The organism is Ensifer sp. ENS08, assembly GCF_014852195.1.
Lineage (GTDB): Bacteria > Pseudomonadota > Alphaproteobacteria > Rhizobiales > Rhizobiaceae > Ensifer > Ensifer adhaerens.
Genome location: NZ_JACVBF010000007.1, coordinates 41363 through 56491, shown reverse-complemented (window position 1 = coordinate 56491; position 15129 = coordinate 41363). Strand labels below are relative to the sequence as shown.

The 15129-nt window shown below is 62.9% G+C and carries 12 protein-coding genes; 3 read left to right on the top strand and 9 right to left on the bottom strand.

Translation table 11 applies throughout. The annotated features are described in order from the left end of the window. Window positions 1-270 precede the first annotated feature (270 nt). Window positions 271-3768 (top strand): DNA polymerase III subunit alpha, encoded by a 3498-nt coding sequence (dnaE, locus tag IB272_RS17290; protein WP_192444579.1) that lies wholly within the window; start codon window positions 271-273, stop codon window positions 3766-3768. A gap of 109 nt (window positions 3769-3877) precedes the next feature. Here the strand turns inward: dnaE and IB272_RS17285 are convergent, their stop codons facing one another. The 4 genes from IB272_RS17285 to IB272_RS17270 form a co-directional block, all read right to left on the bottom strand. After that, entirely contained in the window at window positions 3878-5107 is a 1230-nt protein-coding gene (locus IB272_RS17285) for a L,D-transpeptidase family protein (RefSeq protein ID WP_060583542.1), read from the bottom strand. A 139-nt stretch (window positions 5108-5246) separates the two neighbouring features. Continuing rightward, window positions 5247-6539 carry a DNA polymerase IV gene (locus tag IB272_RS17280; RefSeq protein ID WP_060522204.1) on the bottom strand — a complete coding sequence of 431 codons (1293 nt, stop codon included), beginning with the start codon at window positions 6537-6539 and terminating at the stop codon, window positions 5247-5249. 167 nt (window positions 6540-6706) lie between these two features. After that, window positions 6707-7348, bottom strand: a complete 642-nt coding sequence (locus tag IB272_RS17275) for a hypothetical protein (protein ID WP_034795346.1) — start codon at window positions 7346-7348, stop codon at window positions 6707-6709. 2 nt (window positions 7349-7350) lie between these two features. After that, the gene (locus IB272_RS17270) at window positions 7351-7620 is read right to left on the bottom strand and encodes a DUF3572 domain-containing protein (protein ID WP_060583544.1); all 270 of its coding nucleotides are present in this window, start codon (window positions 7618-7620) and stop codon (window positions 7351-7353) included. Between the two features lie 156 nt (window positions 7621-7776). Between IB272_RS17270 and IB272_RS17265 the strand changes: the two genes are divergently transcribed. Beyond that, complete coding sequence (locus IB272_RS17265; protein WP_003537642.1) at window positions 7777-8148, top strand: response regulator; 372 nt, start codon at window positions 7777-7779, stop codon at window positions 8146-8148. A gap of 17 nt (window positions 8149-8165) precedes the next feature. Further along, window positions 8166-9533, top strand: coding sequence for a PleD family two-component system response regulator (locus IB272_RS17260; RefSeq protein WP_060522207.1), 1368 nt, complete (start codon window positions 8166-8168; stop codon window positions 9531-9533). Window positions 9534-10112: 579 nt separating this feature from the next. On the opposite strand, the gene rpmG is transcribed toward IB272_RS17260, so the two are convergent. The 5 genes from rpmG to rnr form a co-directional block, all read right to left on the bottom strand. Beyond that, a complete protein-coding gene (gene rpmG, locus IB272_RS17255) occupies window positions 10113-10280 on the bottom strand; it encodes a 50S ribosomal protein L33 (RefSeq protein ID WP_034795357.1) in 168 nt (55 codons plus the stop codon). A 93-nt stretch (window positions 10281-10373) separates the two neighbouring features. Beyond that, the gene (locus IB272_RS17250) at window positions 10374-11558 is read right to left on the bottom strand and encodes an MFS transporter (RefSeq protein ID WP_034795359.1); all 1185 of its coding nucleotides are present in this window, start codon (window positions 11556-11558) and stop codon (window positions 10374-10376) included. A gap of 13 nt (window positions 11559-11571) precedes the next feature. Next, entirely contained in the window at window positions 11572-12276 is a 705-nt protein-coding gene (locus IB272_RS17245; protein WP_060583546.1) for an NUDIX hydrolase, read from the bottom strand. Then, window positions 12273-12728, bottom strand: a complete 456-nt coding sequence (locus tag IB272_RS17240; protein ID WP_034795645.1) for a DUF983 domain-containing protein — start codon at window positions 12726-12728, stop codon at window positions 12273-12275. The genes IB272_RS17245 and IB272_RS17240 overlap by 4 nt, the downstream gene beginning before the upstream one ends. A gap of 26 nt (window positions 12729-12754) precedes the next feature. Further along, entirely contained in the window at window positions 12755-15127 is a 2373-nt protein-coding gene (gene rnr, locus IB272_RS17235; protein WP_060583547.1) for a ribonuclease R, read from the bottom strand. Window positions 15128-15129: the final 2 nt, after the last annotated feature.

The following is a 15129-nucleotide window of genomic DNA, read 5'->3' as shown; positions in this document are numbered from 1 at the left end:
GGAACAAAGTAAAAACATAACGGAAAAGGAGCCATGTTATGACTGATTTTGTTCGTGACCTCGCCGCCTTCGCGTCGATGAGCCTGTTCATCGCAAGCATCTCTTTCATTGCGCTCGGCCTCTGAAGGCGGGCGTCAACATCTTCTCTCAAGCACCTCCGCAAAGCGTCTCATCCCCGTTGAATAAGGGGGACGACATGTCAGGGGAATCTGGACATGACGGGCGATAAACGGGATATCCTTCCGACTGGACAGGAATCAGGGTGCGACAATGGCAGACGACAGCAAGGCAGCATCGAGTGAGGCGCTCGGCACGGATCCGCAGTTCGTGCATCTGCGCGTCCACTCTGCCTTCTCCTTGCTCGAAGGCGCTCTGCCGCTGAAGAAGGTCATCGGCAAGGCGGTCGCCGATAACCAGCCGGCGATCGGGATCGCCGACACCAACAATCTCTTCGCAGCCCTCGAATTCTCGCAGAAGGCAGCCGGTGACGGGCTGCAGCCGATCACCGGCTGCCAGTTGTCGATCGACATGGAGGACGAGACCGAGGGGGATCGGCGCGGCCATGGGCATCAGCTCGCCAAGCTGCCGTCGATCGTGCTCATCGCCGCCACCGATGACGGCTATACGCGCCTCGTCGATCTCGTCAGCCGTGCCTATCTGAGCGGCGAGGGCAGCCAGGCGACGCGCATTACGCGCTCCTGGCTTGCCGAATGCGGCACCGAGGGCTTGATTGCGCTGACCGGCGCGTCCGGTGGCCCGGTGGATATCGCCATGAAGGCGGGCTCCACGGCGCTCGCCGAAGCGCGTCTCGAAGCCTTGCATGATCTCTTTGGCGATCGGCTCTATATCGAGCTGCAGCGCCACGGTGGCCATGACCGGCGGCACGAGAGCCGGATGATCGAGCTTGCCTACAAGTTCGATATTCCGCTTGTCGCCACCAACGAAGCCTTCTTCCCGTCGCCCTCCGACTATGAGGCGCATGACGCCCTAATGGCGGTAGCGCACAACGCCATGGTGTCGGACGACAGCCGGTTCCGCCTGACACCGGACCACTATCTGAAGAGCCGCAAAGAAATGGCGGCGCTGTTTGCCGATCTGCCCGAGGCACTGGAAAACACGATCGAGATCGCCCGGCGCTGCTCCTTCATGCTGAAGACCCGTGGGCCGATCCTGCCGCGCTTTACCGGCGCGACGGCGGATCCGGAGGAGGCCGAGCGCGCCGAGTCGGACGAACTGCGTCGCCAGGCGGAGGAGGGCCTCGAAGACCGTCTCGCGAGACTCGGTATGGCGCCCGGCTACACCCAAGAGGAATACCGCGAGCGCCTGGCCTTCGAATTGAGCGTCATCGAGCGCATGAAGTTCCCCGGCTACTTCCTGATCGTTGCCGACTTCATCAAATGGGCCAAGCAGCACGACATCCCCGTCGGGCCGGGCCGCGGCTCGGGCGCCGGCTCGCTCGTCGCCTATGCGCTGACGATCACCGACGTCGATCCGATGCGCTTCTCGCTGCTGTTCGAACGCTTCCTCAATCCCGAGCGCGTCTCGATGCCCGACTTCGACATCGACTTCTGCCAGGACCGGCGCGAAGAGGTGATCCGCTACGTTCAGCGCAAGTACGGTCGCGAACAGGTGGCGCAGATCATCACCTTCGGTTCGCTGCAGGCCCGTGCCGCCTTGCGCGACGTCGGTCGCGTGCTCGAAATGCCCTATGGTCAGGTCGACAAGATCTGCAAGCTGATGCCCAACAACCCCGCCAACCCGACGCCGCTTTCCAAGGCGATCGAGGAGGAGCCGCGCCTGCAGGAAGAGGCCGAGAAGGAGCCGGTGGTCGCCCGCCTTCTCGATATCGCCCAGAAGATCGAAGGCCTTTACCGCCACGCCTCGACCCACGCCGCCGGTATCGTGATCGGCGACCGGCCGCTGTCGCAGCTGGTGCCGATGTATCGCGATCCGCGCTCCGACATGCCGGTCACCCAGTTCAACATGAAGTGGGTCGAGCAGGCCGGTCTCGTCAAGTTCGACTTCCTCGGCCTGAAGACGCTGACGGTGTTGAAGGTCGCGGTCGATTTCGTCAAGCAGCGCGGCATCGAGGTCGATCTCGCGAGCATCCCACTCGATGATCTGAAGACCTACGAGATGCTGTCGCGCGGCGAAACGGTCGGCGTGTTCCAGGTGGAAAGTGCCGGTATGCGCAAGGCGCTGATCGGCATGCGGCCCGACTGCATCGAGGACATCATCGCACTCGTGGCGCTCTATCGCCCAGGCCCGATGGAGAACATCCCGGTCTATAACGCCCGTAAGCATGGCGAGGAAGAGGTCGAGTCGATCCATCCGAAGATCGACCACCTGCTCAAGGAAACGCAGGGCGTTATCGTTTACCAGGAGCAGGTGATGCAGATCGCCCAGGTGCTCTCTGGCTATTCGCTCGGCGAGGCCGACCTTCTGCGCCGCGCCATGGGTAAGAAGATCAAGGAGGAGATGGACAAGCAGCGCGCCCGTTTCGTCGACGGCGCCGTCAAGAACGAGGTGTCGAAGCCGCAGGCCGACCTCATTTTCGACCTGCTCGCCAAGTTCGCCAACTACGGCTTCAACAAGTCGCACGCGGCGGCCTACGCGATCGTGTCCTATCAGACCGCCTACATGAAGGCGCACTATCCGGTGGAGTTCCTGGCGGCGTCGATGACGCTCGACATGTCCAACACCGAAAAGGTCAACGACTTCCGCCAGGATGCCAAGCGTCTGGGCATCGAGGTGATCGCCCCGTCGGTACAGACCTCGTTCCGGCACTTCCAGACGGGCGAAAGCCGCATCTATTACTCGCTTGCAGCGATCAAGGGCGTCGGCGAATCAGCCGTCGAGCACATTGTCGAGGTTCGAGGCGACAAGGCCTTCGCAAGCCTCGAAGACTTCTGCCTCCGGATCGACCCCAAGCTGCTCAACCGTCGTGTCTTTGAAAGCCTGATTGCCGCCGGCGCCTTCGATTGCTTCGGCTACGACCGGGCGGAGCTGGTCGGCGGGCTCGATCGTATTCTCGGGTTTGCCCAGCGGGCTCAGGAAAACAAGACGAGCGGGCAGAGCGACATGTTCGGCGCAGGGGCGGCCACCGGGCCGGAGCGCATTGCGCTTCCGACCTACACGCCGTGGCTTGCCTCGGAAAAGCTGCACCGCGAGTTCCAGGTTCTGGGCTTCTATCTGTCTGCCCATCCGCTCGACACCTACAATGCGCTGCTCGCCAAGATGCGCGTGCAGACCTTCGGCGATTTCGCCGGCGCTGTGAAGAAGGGGGCGACGGCCGGAAGGCTCGCCGGAACCGTAACCTCGAAGCAGGAGCGCAAGACGCGCACCGGCAACAAGATGGGCATCATTGCCTTCTCGGATTCCTCCGGCCAGTTCGAGGCGGTACTGTTCTCCGAGATGCTGCACCAGTATCGAGACCTGCTGGAGCCCGGCAAGTCGCTGGTCATGACCGTGGCGGCGGAAGAGCGGCCGGAAGGCATCGGCCTGCGCATCCAGACGCTGCGTTCGCTCGAAGAAGAATCGCTGCAACTGCAGAAGGCGCTGCGCGTCTATGTGCGCGATTCCGGACCGCTGAAGTCGATCGCCTCGCACCTCAACACGAAGGGCGACGGGCTCGTCTCCTTCGTCGTCATTAAGGACAATGGCCAGCGCGAGATCGAGGTTGAACTGAACGAGAAGTTCCGGATTTCGCCGGAGATCGCTGCAGCATTGCGCTCGGCGCCGGGCGTCATCGACGTCGAACTGGTGTAATCCGAGGCGGGGCTCCGCTGAATTGCAGTGGAGCGGCGATTGAGCCGGCTTGGAACCTATCGACCCGCGGCGGGACGCTGGCCGGGTGCTTGTCTGCCGGTCTCGCAGATCAGTCGCCGGGACGTGTCCGAGTAATGGTGATGAAGTCGGTGCCCTGACCGGTCTCCAGACCGCTTTCCACATCGGCAATCGAGAGCGACGAGCCCTCGGCGAGCAACGCTTCCACGCGCCTGCGCACATCGTCGGAGATCGTCATGCGCGCCAGCGTGCGCTGGATGCCGTTATAGACGAAGGGATCGGCCTCCGTGGAGATGCCGAGCCGCTTCTTCGTCGAGGCGGGCAGGTGGTTCTCGAGCGAGACGCCGAACCATTTGCCTTCGGCACCTTCTTCTTCATTGTGCCGGAACTGGAGGAAATGCGTTCCGAGCGCCTCTTCCGGCTTGTCGATCGTAAGCCCGGCTTCAAAGAGCGGCTTGAACCCTTGCCGCACGAGGATCTTGCCGTTCTGCGGCGGCGTACGGCCGGCCTTCCGCAGGAGCCTGTCGGTCAGGTCCGGTGTGAGCTTGCCGTCGCCGTCGATGCCTTCGCTTGCCTGGAAGGCACGCAGGGCCGCAATCGTCGCCGGCCCGGCATGGCCGTCGATCGCGCCCGGCGCGTAGCCGAGGAAATCCAGGGACGTCTGAACCTCGCGCATGGTGTCGCGGGTATCGCTGCGGGTGATCAGGATACGGATCGGCTCCTCGGTGGATCGCATCGAATTGGCGCCGCCGGGCGGCTCCCGCATCGCCACTTCCACCGGTGTGTCGCCGGCCTGGCTGATCGCCGGTCTGAGCGGCACGTCGGAAAGCGGCGGCTGGAGATCGATCGGGGCCGGGCGGAAGAGTAGGGCGCTCTTGACCTCCAAGGGCGTTATCTGCCGGTCGGAGATCAGCACGTGCACGCCGCGCTCGGTCAACTTGTAGAGCGAGGCAGCAAATTCGCTCGGTAACCGCACGCAGCCATGGGACGCCGGATAGTCCGGCACATGGTTGGAGCCATGCAGAGCAATGCCCGACCAAGTGAGCCGCTGCATGAACGGCATCGGCGCGTTCGAATAGATGTTCGACTTGTGATGACGCCGCTTTTCCAGGATCGAAAAGATGCCCGATGGCGTCGTGTGGCCCGCCTTGCCGGTCGAGACCGGTGATGTCGCAATGACAGCGTCGCCGTCATAGACGACGAGCGATTGCTGATCTTTCGAGACGATGATCTGCAGCGGCCCGCGACTGCCTGCAAAGCCGGTAGCCGGCGACAAAAGCAGTGCGACGACGCTGGCGGTGAGAGCGAAACGCGATACCATACACTCAACCCAACACGTGACTTGGCGAACAAGCCTAGCCTTCAATCTTTAAGGAATTCATCCTGCTGTGTGGGCTGTCGATCAAGGTTGCGTGATCGCTTTGCGAAGCGTGCCTGCTCGGGCAAGCACGCTTGCGGTCTCACGGATCGCGTTTTCTGGTGCCGAAAGTGTAGCCGGTTTCGACGCTCGCCTTGCCGAATTTGTCGCGCAGCTTGTTGATCGCGTCCTCGGCCGCAGCGCGCCTGGTGGCCGCGGGATCGACGAGATCGGGCGGATCGGCGAGATCCGGGGCGGAGAGATCGCTGACACCGATGCCGATCAGCCGATACTTCGTTCCGTCCGCCTCTTTTTCGAGAAGCTGCAGGCCGATGCGGAAGATGCGGTCGGCAAGGCGGGTAGGGCTATCCAGGCGCCGGTTGCGGGTGCGGATCTTGAAGTCGGCGGTTTTGAGCTTGAGAACGACCGTCTGGCCGGCGAGTTCCGACTTTCGCAGCCGGTGGGCCACTTGCTCGCTGAGGCGCCGCAGATGCGTGACCAGATCGTCATAGCGCGCGATATCGTCGTTGAACGTCGTCTCTGCGGAAACGCTCTTGGCTTCCCCGTCGATTTCGACCGCTCTCTCGTCGAGCCCGCGCGATAGGCGAAAGAGCCGCTGCCCCATGGTGCCATAGCGCCGCATCAGGTCGCCTTCCTCCATGGTCTGCAATTGCCCGATCGTGCGCACGCCGTCACGCTCCAACGTGGCGGCAAAGGCCTTGCCGACGCCCCAGATCAGGGTCACCGGCTTCTCGCGCAGAAACTCCAGCGCCTCGGCTTGGCCGATGACGGAAAAGCCGCGCGGCTTTTGCAGGTCGGACGCCACCTTGGCGAGAAACTTGCAATAGGAGAGGCCGACCGAGACGGTGATGCCGACTTCCTGCTCGATCCGGCGGGCGAGCCGCGCAAGCGTGCGTGCCGGTGGATCGTGATGCAGTCGCTCCGTGCCGCTGAGTTCGAGGAAGGCTTCGTCGATCGACAGCGGCTGCACCAGCGGGGTCAGTTCCTGCATCAGCGTGCGCACCTCGCGGCCGACGCGGGCGTATTTCTCCATATTGGGCTTGATGACGATGGCCTGGGGGCAGGCTTCCAGCGCCTTGAACATCGGCATGGCCGAGCGCACGCCGTGAATGCGGGCGACGTAGCAGGCGGTGGAGACCACGCCGCGTTTGCCGCCGCCGATGATCACCGGCTTGTCGGCAAGCTCCGGGTTGTCGCGCTTCTCGATCGAGGCATAGAAGGCGTCGCAGTCGATGTGCGCCAGCGTCAGGTCATAGAGCTCCGCATGCCGCAGAATGCGCGGGCTGCCGCAGGCAAGGCAGCGCCGCACCGACGCCGCCTGTTCCTTGAGGCAGTCGCGGCAGAAGCCTGGAGAGTGAGCAGCGCTGTCGGGCATATCGGGAACAAATATTGAACATTGCGACCTTAAGCTCTACTCTAGCGAGTCTCAAGGAGGCGCGATTGGAAATCACAATGCAATTGTCGCCGTTGAAAAGGATCACCGGGCGCGTCTTGCGCAGCGCCGGCGCGGCTGAATTTGCGCCGACGGGCAGCCGATCCGGGCTAGCCGCGGAAGTGCGCGCGAATGGCTGCGGCTGCCTCCGGCCAGTCTGCGACGGCGCGGATGTCGGCGTCGAGCTTCGGCGCGAGCGCCTTGAACTCCGAGTCGGCCATGAGGTTTATCGGCAGGCAGGTCGGCGCGTGATCCTTCACCGATCGCAGGTTGCGAAGCATGTCGTCGATGAAGACGAGGGGGACGGTGCGGCTGCCGTGAAGTTTTTGGACGATCGGCCCCTTCGGCTCTTCGGACGCAAGCAGCGGATAGGGCAGGCCGAGCCGGTCAAGAAGAGCGCGACGAACCGCAGCGTGCTGCGGCGGCATCGCAGTCAGAAAGACGATATCGGCTTCCTCCGACAATGCGGCCAGGGTCTCGACGACCTTGGCGGCGGGCGTTTGCCAACGATCCTGCGAGCCGTAGAAGGTGTCGAGCAGGATCTTGACCTCTGGCTCCGTCACCGGCTGCTCGTCCGCGTGGGTGATGATGTTGCCGGTCAGGCGAAACGATCGGGGCAGGAGGACATGGCCGCAGCTCCCAAGGAACGCTTTGAACGGATTGATGAATTCAAGCACGACATCGTCGATGTCGCTGACGATCAGCGGGCGGTTTCCAAGCGTGATGCGGTGAGCTGTCGGCGCGTTTGCCACCCTCAATCCTCGAAGCCTGCGTGGCCGGAAAGTACCATATGGGCGCGCACGACGTCTTCAGGCGCCGTACCAGTCGCCGTGCAGAATGCCATCAGGGTCGGCTCATGGTCCATCAGAAAGGCGACGAGCCCGCCCATGAAGCCGGGTTCGGCAATCGCGTTGCGCAACGCCGTCGGGTCCGTGCCGGTCAGCGCCAGAAAGCGGGACAGAAGCTCAGGCTCGCCGGCAAGCCAGGAGAGAATGTCGATGGCGATTTCGTCGGCGCTCTTCAATGGTTTGCCCCCGTATGGTTTTTACGTGCGGAGTTACCTATTTTTCAACCAAATAGGCCTATCTCTGACGTTGAGGAAATGGGTCGAGTCGTCGGCTCCGCACGTTAATTGTCCTGAGGAGACTTGCAAGGTGACGATGGACAGCAAGGGATCGACATGCCCAAACAGGTGATGATTGTTGAGGACAACGAGCTGAACATGAAGCTCTTCCGCGACCTGATTGAGGCCTCCGGCTATGCGACGATCCAGACTCGCAACGGCATGGAGGCGCTCGAGCTCGCGCGCAAGCATCGGCCCGATCTCATTCTCATGGACATTCAGCTGCCGGAGGTTTCCGGTCTGGAAGTGACGAAGTGGTTGAAGGAAGACGATGAGCTACACGTCATCCCGGTCATCGCCGTGACCGCCTTTGCGATGAAGGGAGACGAGGAGCGGATCCGCCAGGGCGGGTGCGAAGCCTATGTCTCCAAGCCGATCTCCGTACCGAAGTTCATTGAGACGATCAAAACCTACCTGGGCGATGCCTGAGCGGCGGGAAAATTGATATGACTGCGCGTATTCTTGTTGTCGATGACGTTCCGGCCAATGTGAAGCTGCTCGAAGCCCGGTTGCTTGCCGAGTACTTCGACGTGCTGACGGCCAGTGACGGTTATGCCGCCCTGGCGCTCTGCGAAAAGACGCCCATCGACCTGGTGCTGCTCGATATCATGATGCCCGGTCTCGATGGTTTCGAAGTCTGCGAACGGCTGAAGGCGAACCCGAAGACGGCACATATCCCGGTTGTCATGGTCACCGCGCTCGACCAGCCTTCTGATCGCGTGCGTGGCCTGAAGGCCGGCGCCGACGATTTCCTGACGAAGCCCGTCAACGATCTGCAGCTGATGTCGCGGGTGAAGAGCTTGGTGCGGCTGAAGAACGTCAGCGATGAGCTGCGCCTGCGGGCCCAGACGGCGCAGACGATCGGGCTTGAAGATGTTGGCCGGGCGGACCGGCCTGACGAGCCCGGCAACGTCCTGCTCGTCGATGGCCGCGGCTCGTCGCAGGAGCGGCTGCAGCGCGCCCTCAAGCCGATTGCCGAGGTCTCGGTCATCTCCGATCCGCAGGCGGCATTGTTCGAGGCGGCGGAGAACAATTTCGACCTCGTCATCGTCAATGCGAATTTCGACGACTACGATCCGTTGCGGCTCTGCTCGCAGTTGCGTTCGCTGGAGCGCACCCGTTTCATCCCTATCCTGCTGATCGCCGAGCAGGGCAGCGACGAGTTGGTTGTCCGCGCGCTCGATCTGGGCGTGACGGACTATCTGATGCGGCCGGTCGATCCCAATGAACTGATTGCCCGGTCGATGACCCAGATCCGGCGCAAGCACTGCAATGACAGGCTGCGGTCGAGCGTGCAGCAAACCATCGAGCTTGCCGTCACCGACGGCCTCACCGGGCTGCATAACCGGCGCTATTTCGACACGCACCTGAAACTGCTGATGGATCGGGCTGCTGCGCGCGGTCGGCCGCTGTCCATCTGCATGACCGATATCGACCGCTTCAAGCAGGTTAACGACACCTACGGCCATGACGTTGGCGACGAAGTCTTGCGGGAATTCGCCAATCGCATCCGCACGACGGTGCGGGGTGCCGACCTTGCCTGCCGGTTCGGCGGTGAAGAGTTCATCGTGGTGATGCCGGATACGTCAGCCGAAATGGCGGCCGGTGTCGCCGAGCGTCTGCGCACGATCATCGAAAGCCTGCCATTTGCGATCCCGCAGGCGGACGGCCCCCTGAAGGTCACCGCGTCCATGGGGATTGCCACGCTCAGGCCCGGCAGCGACACGGCCGAAGCGCTGCTGAAGCGCGCCGATACGGCGCTCTATCAGGCCAAGCACGAAGGCCGAAATCGGGTGGTGGCAGCCGCCGCCTGAGCCGCGCCTGCTGCGTTTCTGGCCTCAAAGCACCCCAGGGAATTTCTTTGCCCGCCTCTTGCGGCCTGCATTCAAAGTTGTATTCTCGCGTCACCTGTTGCTACCGGGGAGTTTGGGTGGCAGCAGAGATCATGCAGTGTGCCTGTCCAGGTCTGATACAGAATTAACCATGCGCCGAGCGGCACCGCTCCGCGCATTAAGAATTCGTTGATTTTTTTTTATTTTCAGGTGATGCTCATGAAAGAGGGGGCATCCAGCCTTCTGCGATATTCGTTACCCCATGATGCTCAGGTCCGCCGCATCTCCTGGGTCGTGGGGTCGGTCGGTTGGCTTTTGGCGTCCGCGGAATCCTCGTGCCGCAGTCAGAGGCCAGCCGACCCCCTTTCCGACACGCCGTCCCGCCTTCGGGGCGGCGTTTTGATTCTGGGGGAAGAGTAGGGGCGGGCGAGCCGTTTCCTCCCTCTGGCGTGGAACCCGTTTCACTCAGCGCCTATGCGAGATGCTCAGGGCATTGGCCTAAAAAGGAAAGGGCGCCTGACCTTGCGGTCGGCGCCCTTCAATTCCCGTAAACCGGCGATCTTACTTGATCTTGGTTTCCTTGAATTCGACGTGCTTCTTGACGACCGGGTCGTACTTGGTCTTCGTCATCTTTTCCGTCATCGTACGGCTGTTCTTGGTCGTGACGTAGAAGAAACCCGTGTCGGCTGTCGAAAGCAGCTTGATCTTGATGGTGGTGGCTTTTGCCATGGTCGTCCTGCCTTTGTAACAATGAAAGCCGTGGACAACCGGTTGCGGGCCACGGGCAAGGTTGGCGCGAAACTACAAATCGCGGCCGAAAAGTCAAGACCGTTTTGGTTTCAAAACGATCCTGACCACCGAAAGCGCGACATAGAGACCGAAAAAGCCGGCGATCGCCCAGGCAAAACCGTTGTTGCCGGTGGCGTCCATTGCCGCGCCGATCGCCTGCGGTCCAGCGACGGTACCGACGGCGTAGGAAAACACGAAGGCCGCGTTGGCGGCGGCGAGATCCGCGCCCTGAAGCCGTGAGCCCAGGTGGCTGAGGCCGACCGTGTAGAGGCCGGAGACACAGCCGCCCCAGAACAACAGCACAATTGCCATCAGGAACCAGCTCTCGACCAACAGCGGCAGGAACAGCGCGCCGATAAGACCGATCAGCGTCATCGCCGAGAGCAGTGTGCGCCGGTCTTTGACCCTGTCGGAGAGCATGCCGACCGGGATCTGGAAGATGAAATTGCCGACCCCCATGACCGTTAGCAGAAGCGCTGCCTGCGATTCGCTGAAACCGGACCGCGTCCCGAAGATGAGGAACAGCGAGAGACCGCCTGATTCGACCGCGCCGAATATGAAGACGGCAGCCGTTGCCGTGGGCACGAGGAAGACGTAGCGCAGGAAATGCCGCTCGGGCTTCTCGTCGATGACGGGGCTTTCGTCGCGCGCGAGGAAAATCGGCACGGATGCCAGGAGGATGACGCCGGCGCCGACGAGGAAGGGCAGGAGGCCTTCGCTGCCGAGGATCGAAAACAGCAGCGGGCCGGTCAGGAACCCAAGCGACAGGAATGTGCCGTAGATCCCCAGCACGAAACCGCGCTTGCTCGGCGGGGCCGTCGCGTTGATCCAGAACTCGGAAAGAATGAAGAGGACGGTGATCGCTCCGTGGAAAACGATTCGGAGCGGGAACCAGAGCCAGAAATTGGTGATGTAATAGAAGCCGAGCGCGCTGGTGGCCGCGATTAGCACGGCCCATAGCATCGTTGGCGCTACGCCATGCCGGTGGGCGAACTTCGTCGTGAAGGGGGCAGCCACCATCGATGCCAGGCCCGCCATGGCGGAATTCAAGCCGATGAGGGTCGAGGAAATTCCGCGCTTCTCCATGATGATGGATAGCAGCGGCAGGCCGAGGCCGATGGCGATGCCGACCGCGCTGATGGCAGCAACGGCCGCGATCAGCGACCGCCAGTGAATTTCCTCAACCGGTGCAGCCGTACCGGGCGATGGCTGTGACATCTGACGCGGATCCTTAGAGCAATGTGCGCACGAAGCGCCCATGGCGCGAGGTATAGAGTGGAACCGGTCGTTCGCAGGGCAGCGAAGGATCGGCGTCCAGTCCGTTCCTGAGGTCCGCGAGGATGACCGCGGTGATGTCAGGTATCCGTAGCGACGGAGTAACGTTCACATCGATCCACTGCAAATCCTGAAGCTCCCGACTGTCCAGGAACCGCGTAGGATCGATTTCGGCCTCGTCGGCGAACACGGCGAAGAAACGCGTATCGAACCGCCTCGTGTTGCCTGGAGGGGTGATGGCCCGAGCCATATAGCGCAACTTTGCAAGATCGGGAAGAAAGGGAACGGGAGCTTCGGCCGAAGGAAGCGGCGCGCCTATGGCGATGCCGGCTTCCTCGTAAAGTTCACGCAGGGCGGCAAGCGCGAGCGCGCGCGCCCGGGCATCCGACAGTCCGCGCGCGCCGGCCACCTTCAGCGTTCGCAGGACGGAGGGATGGAGATCGGAGCCGAAGCCAATTCGATGATCGCCGGTATCGCGGCGTCCGCCGGGGAACACATAGAGATCCGGCATGAAGGCGTGCGCACTGTGGCGCCGCCCCATAAGCACACGCACGCGGCCGCCAACGCGATCGAGCAGCATGATCGAAGCGGCATCCCGGGGCCGCATGGTCGCGGGACGCGGAGGCTTGGGTTCGTTGCCCGTCTCCCGCGCCGGCCTCATGCCCGTTCGTCTCTCGGGGGCAACACGTCCTCAGGCGCATCTTCGTGTCCGCCGAAGCCATGCATCTTCAGCGCCCATTGCAGGCCGATGACGGCGCCTTTTACAGGCTGCAGCAGCGCCAGCGAACTGATGACGGTGATCGGTGCCCAGATGGCGAGATGCTGCCAGCTGTTGAGCGGAAGGATGAGGTCGGTCGCCATGTAGCCGGCAAGCACGAGGTGGCCGACGATCGTGACGACGATATAGGGCGGGAAGTCGTCGGCGCGGTGGTGGTCCATGCGCTCGCCGCAGGCCGCGCACGTCTCAACCGACTTGAGGTAGCTGCGAAACAGCTTGCCGCTGCCGCACGCTGGACAGCGGCCGAGAAAGCCGCGCTTCATCGAAAGACCAACGGAGCGCTCGTCGCTTTTGGACCCGCCCAGATGAAGTGTTTCGCCTGACGCCGCTTTCATGTGCATTCCTCTGTCCTATCGGGACCCTATCGCCGGCCGCGCGGCGGCCGTGTTCCCGGCTTCTTCCGGGCGCCGGTGCGATCCCTGCGACCGGACTTGTGGAAGGAGCGCGTTGCCGTCGGCATCTTGCGTCCTTCGCTGATCATCTCGAAGCGGAGCGCACCCGCAAGCGGCACGGCCTCGACGAGCTTGACGCGTACCGGATCGCCCAGGCGATAGCCGAGCCCGGTCTTCTCGCCGGAAAGCGCCTGATGCGCCTCATCGTAGATGAAGTAGTCGCGTCCAAGTGTTGATATCGGAACGAAGCCGTCGGCGCCATAGGCCGGCAGGGTGACAAAGAGTCCCGCCTTGGTGACACCGGAAACGCGGCCGTCGAATTCCTCCCCGACGCGACCGTTGAGATGATGCGCGATCAGTCGGTCGACCGTGTCGCGCTCGGCCGCCATGGCACGGCGCTCGAAAGTCGAGATCTCGGCGGCGATGTCGTCGAGTACGGCCTCTTCCTGCGGTGTCAGCCCGCCTTCGCCAAGGCCGAGCGAGGCAACCAGCGCCCGGTGCACGATCAGGTCGGCATAGCGCCGGATCGGAGACGTGAAATGCGCGTACTTCAAAAGGTTGAGGCCGAAGTGCCCGATGTTCTCGGGGCTGTAGATCGCCTGGCTCTGCGAGCGCAGCACCATCTCGTTGACCATGGTCTCGAAGGGCTTGCCTTCGGCCTTGGCGAGGATGCCGTTGAAGTGGTTCGAGCGCATGTTCCCGCCCTTGACGAGCGAGATGTCGAGCGTCGCCAGGAATTCACGCAGGCTTTCCTGCTTGGCAAGCGAGGGCTGGTCGTGGATGCGGTAGATCAGCACCTGGCGCTTCTGCTCCAGCGTCTCGGCGGCGGCAACGTTCGCCTGGATCATCATTTCCTCGATCAGCTTGTGCGCGTCGAGGCGTTCGGGAACGAAGACACGGTCGACCGTACCGTCGGGTTTCAGGATGATTTTGCGCTCGGGCATGTTGAGCTCGAGCGGCTGGCGCCGGTCGCGGCCGCGCGTGAGGATGCGATAGCCTTCCCAGAGTGGCTTCAGGATCGTCTCGAGGATCGGCCCGGTCTTGTCGTCCGGATTGCCGTCGATCGCTGCCTGCGCCTGCTGGTAGGAGAGCTTTGCCGCACTCTTCATCATGATGCGATGGAAGGTATGGCCGGCCTTCCGGCCTTCCTTGGAGAAGCGCATGCGCACGGCAAGCGCCGGGCGATCGACGCCTTCCTTGAGCGAGCAGAGGTCGTTGGAGATGCGCTCGGGCAGCATTGGCACGACCCGATCGGGAAAGTAGACCGAGTTGCCGCGCTTCAGCGCTTCAAGGTCCAGAGCGGACTTCGGACGCACGTAGTAGGAGACGTCGGCAATCGCCACCGTGACGATGACGCCGCCGGGATTGTCCTCGGACGGATCCGGCTCCGCATAAACGGCGTCGTCATGGTCCTTGGCGTCGGCCGGATCGATGGTGATCAGCGGCAGCGTGCGCCAGTCCTCGCGGTGCGCCATGGTGGCGGGGCCTGCGGCGTTCGCCTCCTCGATCACCCGTTCCGGGAAAACGTGGGGAATGCCGTGGGCATGGATGGCGATCATCGAGATCGCTTTCTCCGAGGCGACCGAACCGATGACGGTCTGCACCTGCGCGCGCGGCAGACCGTAACGGCCGAGACGCGACAGCTGCACCTCGACCAGATCGCCGTCCTCAGCGTTGCCCGTGAACTCCGGATCAACGAGTATTTCCTCGCCGCGCTTTTCGATCGGCATCAGGCGGCCACCGCCGCCGGGCGTCGAGCGGAAAACGCCGAGCACGGCATCCTTGCGCTTGTCCAGCACCTTGATGATGCGCGCCGTATAGGCCGGGCCGCCCCGTTCCTTGGCCGGGAAGATCTTGGCGAGAACGCGGTCGCCGAGACCGCCGACCGGAGCCTTGCCCTTACCCTTGGCGACGGCGGATTGCTTGATCAGCACCGCCGGTGCGACGCCGTCGTCGTCGAGCCATTCGGCCGGGCGGCCGATCAGCTCGCCATCGACATCGCGGATGGTGATGTCGAGCACGGTCACCGGGGGCAGGGCGCCCGGACGCACCAGCGACTTGCGCTTCTTTTCGACCAGGCCGTCGACTTCCAGCGACTTCAGCAGGGCCTTGAGTTCGACACGGGTCTCGCCCTTCAGGCCGAAAGCCTTGGCGATTTCGCGCTTGGAGGCGCGGTCCGGGTTTTCAGCGATGAAGCGCATCAGCACGTCACGCGGCGGGACCGCGCCGTGGATGATCGGCTCGCTTGGCTGGGCCGATCCGGCCTTTGCCGCGCGAGCAGGCTTCTTGCCCTGGCTTCTCTTGCCGGACTGTTCGGTCGGGTCGCGCGGTATTCTGGTCAAGA

Bases quoted from the DNA above. Each gene is read 5' to 3' on its own strand.
- dnaE (WP_192444579.1), top strand. From the start codon at position 271: ATGGCAGACGACAGCAAGGCAGCATCGAGTGAGGCGCTCGGCACGGAT.
- IB272_RS17285 (WP_060583542.1), bottom strand. From the start codon at position 5,107: ATGGTATCGCGTTTCGCTCTCACCGCCAGCGTCGTCGCACTGCTTTTG.
- IB272_RS17280 (WP_060522204.1), bottom strand. From the start codon at position 6,539: ATGCCCGACAGCGCTGCTCACTCTCCAGGCTTCTGCCGCGACTGCCTC.
- IB272_RS17265 (WP_003537642.1), top strand. From the start codon at position 7,777: ATGCCCAAACAGGTGATGATTGTTGAGGACAACGAGCTGAACATGAAG.
- IB272_RS17260 (WP_060522207.1), top strand. From the start codon at position 8,166: ATGACTGCGCGTATTCTTGTTGTCGATGACGTTCCGGCCAATGTGAAG.
- rpmG (WP_034795357.1), bottom strand. From the start codon at position 10,280: ATGGCAAAAGCCACCACCATCAAGATCAAGCTGCTTTCGACAGCCGAC.
- IB272_RS17250 (WP_034795359.1), bottom strand. From the start codon at position 11,558: ATGTCACAGCCATCGCCCGGTACGGCTGCACCGGTTGAGGAAATTCAC.
- IB272_RS17245 (WP_060583546.1), bottom strand. From the start codon at position 12,276: ATGAGGCCGGCGCGGGAGACGGGCAACGAACCCAAGCCTCCGCGTCCC.
- IB272_RS17240 (WP_034795645.1), bottom strand. From the start codon at position 12,728: ATGAAAGCGGCGTCAGGCGAAACACTTCATCTGGGCGGGTCCAAAAGC.